Below are 3,204 nucleotides of genomic sequence, written 5' to 3'. Positions count from 1 at the left end.
CCCAACGCTCCCGGCTGACTCGACGCCAGAGGGAAAGGTGCGACACGGCCGGCTGCCGATCACGGTCCCAGCCGTTCCACTTCCATGGAAATGGAACGGGCGGCCCTGACCTCTCTTGGGTGGCCGCTGCGAAATTCTCACGAATGATCTTGGTTGTCGGGTGGTTGTCGCCGAGTGTCTGGCGGCGGTCGGTCGTGTAGCTGCTGCGTGTCGCGGCGCGTTCGCGTAACTGGGGCAGGTCGCGCGTTTGGTTTCGGGTGTTTTCAGGTGTGACGTCGGGTTCTTCGACAAGGCGTCGGGGTGCCGGTGTGGGTTGTTGGCTAGGGCGAGTGAACGATTCGGGGCGGTGGCTCGTCCAGGAGTGGTGGCTAGTGAGAGGGAGCGCCGATGTGGCAGCGGATGCGCCGGCGGCGCGAGGGTCGTCGGCCGTGGGTGGAGGACACCGGGCGGATCCGGGCGGTGTTGTGCCTGGGTGGGGTGCCGTGGCAGGACTTGGACGATGCGGTGCAGCAGGTGCGGGTGAAGGTGCTGGAGCGGCTGGCGGCCGGCGGTGAGCCGGTGTGCGATGCGGACGCGTTCGCGGCGGTGGTGGCGTCGCGGGTGGCGGTGGACTGGCATCGCGGCGAGCAGCGCCAGCAGCGGCTGGCGCAGCGGCTGGTATCGCTGGGGGTCGCGGCTGGGGAGGCGGCGGGGACGGACCGGGATTTGGCGGTGATGGTGGCGCAGCTGCTGGATGATCTTCCGGCGGCGCAGCGTCAGCTGGTGGTGCTGCGGTTCTTCTCGGATCTGTCGGTGCCGCAGATCGCGGAACAGCTGGGTGTCGCGGTCGGGACGGTGAAGAGCCGGTTGCATGCCGTGGTGGCTCAGCTGCGGATGCGGGTGGAGGCGCAGGAGGTGGGTTGGCATGGGTGAGCCGCAAGACGAGAATCGGCCGGGGCCCGAGGACGCGTTGATGTACGCGATCACCGGAGATCCGGTACCGGCGGAACGGGCGCGGGAGCCGAAGTTCGCCGGGGAGCATCAGCGGGCCGAAGCGACCGTTGCCGCGTTGCGGCGTGGTTTGCGGCAGCTGGGCGGTGAACTGACGCGGGAGCCGTCTGTCGTGCCGGCCGGTACGGTCACACCGGTGCCGGTGCCGGTGCCGGTGCCGGTGCCGGTGCCGGTGCGGCGGCGGCCGGCGTGGGCGTGGCCGGTGGCGGCGGGGGTGGCGGCCGTGGCGGCGCTGGCCGCCGGTGTGGGCGTGCTGCGCGGGTCGTCGGATGCCGATGGTGAGGGTGCCAGCAGGAGCCTGCCGGGGGTGGTGGCCTGCGCGGACACGATCGCGGTGGGCACGGTGACCCGGGTGCACCGGCAGGGGGATCGGTGGGAGGTCACCCTCGGTGTGCAGCGCTACCTCAAGCCGGATACCGGGCCGGGGACGTTGACGGTCACCGCGGCGAACGCAGGTCCGTCATCGGGCGGCTGGCAGAGCGGTGTGCGCACCCTGGTGGTGGTGCATGAGCCGGAGAACGGGCTGGTCGACGGGTTCACCGGCGCGGACATCGAAAAGGAATGGGCGTGGATGGCCCAGGCCTTGCCGGCCTCCCGCGATATCGACACGCGCGCCTGCGACCAGCCGGACTGACACCGGGGTCCCCGGCGCGACCCTCAGGGTCTGGCGCCGGGAACCCCGGTTGTCGTTTCAGTTGCTCGGGGTGCTCTCGACCGTGGCGTCGCCGGTCGGCTCGGCCTCAGCCTCTTCGTAGAGCTGCTCGGGGTCGGCGGCCTTCTCCACGTCCGAGGGGATGAGCTCCTCCTGGGACCTGGGGTGGGCAACCCCGTCCTTCCACGAGGCCAGCAGGGCGTCGGCGCCGTCCTCGGGGACCTCGATTGCCTTGAAGTTCGCCGGAATTACGTGCCATCCGTCACGGCCGTTGAGCCGCGTGGCCAGGATGTACGTCTTGCCGGGCTCCAGGTCGGCGACGCCCTGGACGACGACGCGTTCCCGGGTCAGCGGGTCCTCGCCGCCTTCCTGGACCACGCGGACGTCGCCGTTGACCTCGCCTTGCAGGGTGGATTTGACGGTCACGTCGTAGGGGGTCCAGAGCAGGTCGTGGGGGTCACGCTCGGACGGGTCGCGCTCGGTGACCGAGGCGACGAAGACGTCGTCGGCCCACCCGGCGGCCAGGGCCGGGGTGTTCAGTTCTACGACGTAGTCGTGATCGACGGTGGTGGTCCGGTAGGGCAGGTTGAACCACACGCCGGCGCCGATGCCGGCGACGGCCAGGGCGAGGCCGGACGACGCGATGATGCGCTTGATGCTCTTCTTCATGTGTCCTCAGCCCCAGACCTGGTGGTACTTGTTCTTGTCGAGCGTCGCCGGGCCGGTCACGCTCCGGTTGTCGTTGCAGTGCATCAGCGCGCCGCGGTTGTCGAAGTGTCCAAGGCGCATCGCGTGGCCGAGTTCGTGACCGATGACCGCGCGCACCTGGGGGTAGGTGTAGTTCTTCAGGTAGGCGAAGTTGAGCTTGATGTCGTCCGCGCCGGCCGAGGTGGACCAGCGGCCGCTCCAGGTGACCGCGCTGTTGGTCACGTCGCTGACGTCGATGTCGGTGTAGGTCGTCGCCGTGTCGGCCGCGATCTTGATCCGGCCTTCCTTGTTCCACAGGTCGCGGGCCTCGTAGAACTGCTTGCTGTACCGGGTGGACAGGTCGTAGCGCAGCTCGCGCCCGTCGACGGAACCGGCCGTGAGGCCCTCGTTCTTGCACCCGTCGATCGCCTGGGCAGCGGAAGCGGGCACCACGGCACCGGCAGTGATCAACGCGAGGGCGAGTACGCCCTGCACGGCCCTCGTGCCCGTACGGGACTTGATCTTCGACAAAGCCACGAGTCTCCTCGTGAATGCCCTGGCAGGGGGGTCTGCCACGGGTGAGTCACGAGCGTAGGAACGTTAGAAAACGGTTTCAATATGTCTAATCCCACAAATTATCTAAAACGGACATTCGACGCTTGGCGCGATGGGAAGTGCAGGAAGAACCCTCGGTGCTGGCTGCGAACGTGGTAGCCGCACTCGCCAGTGCGGCGATGAATCGACATTCTTCGACGTCTGCCCGGAGCATCAAGATCGACTATTACGCACGGAGACGGGGTCACTTCGCGGCGTAAGGTCGGACGTTTCGTCTGGGCCCTGAGAAATATCGGCCCGAGTTCGACTAAGCATGTGGG

Annotated in this window: 4 protein-coding genes; 2 read left to right on the top strand and 2 right to left on the bottom strand. The window is 68.3% G+C overall.

Features of this window, described 5'->3' with window-relative positions; genetic code table 11:
* Positions 1 to 387: 387 nt before the first annotated feature.
* Entirely contained in the window at positions 388 to 912 is a 525-nt protein-coding gene (locus tag Asi03nite_RS37305) for an RNA polymerase sigma factor (RefSeq protein WP_203685228.1), read from the top strand.
* The gene (locus tag Asi03nite_RS37300) at positions 905 to 1,624 is read left to right on the top strand and encodes a hypothetical protein (protein ID WP_203685227.1); all 720 of its coding nucleotides are present in this window, start codon (positions 905 to 907) and stop codon (positions 1,622 to 1,624) included. Before Asi03nite_RS37305 ends, Asi03nite_RS37300 begins: the two co-directional genes overlap by 8 nt.
* 57 nt (positions 1,625 to 1,681) lie before the next feature.
* On the opposite strand, the gene Asi03nite_RS37295 is transcribed toward Asi03nite_RS37300, so the two are convergent.
* Positions 1,682 to 2,311 (bottom strand): hypothetical protein, encoded by a 630-nt coding sequence (locus tag Asi03nite_RS37295; RefSeq protein WP_203685226.1) that lies wholly within the window; start codon positions 2,309 to 2,311, stop codon positions 1,682 to 1,684.
* A gap of 6 nt (positions 2,312 to 2,317) precedes the next feature.
* Complete coding sequence (locus Asi03nite_RS37290) at positions 2,318 to 2,866, bottom strand: zinc metalloprotease (protein ID WP_203685225.1); 549 nt, start codon at positions 2,864 to 2,866, stop codon at positions 2,318 to 2,320.
* Between the last annotated feature and the right edge of the window lie 338 nt (positions 2,867 to 3,204).

This window comes from Actinoplanes siamensis (assembly GCF_016862395.1).
Classification (GTDB): domain Bacteria; phylum Actinomycetota; class Actinomycetes; order Mycobacteriales; family Micromonosporaceae; genus Actinoplanes; species Actinoplanes siamensis.
This window is presented reverse-complemented; position numbering and strand designations above follow the sequence as displayed.

Bases quoted from the DNA above. Each gene is read 5' to 3' on its own strand.
- Asi03nite_RS37300 (WP_203685227.1), top strand. From the start codon at position 905: ATGGGTGAGCCGCAAGACGAGAATCGGCCGGGGCCCGAGGACGCGTTG.
- Asi03nite_RS37295 (WP_203685226.1), bottom strand. From the start codon at position 2,311: ATGAAGAAGAGCATCAAGCGCATCATCGCGTCGTCCGGCCTCGCCCTG.
- Asi03nite_RS37305 (WP_203685228.1), top strand. From the start codon at position 388: ATGTGGCAGCGGATGCGCCGGCGGCGCGAGGGTCGTCGGCCGTGGGTG.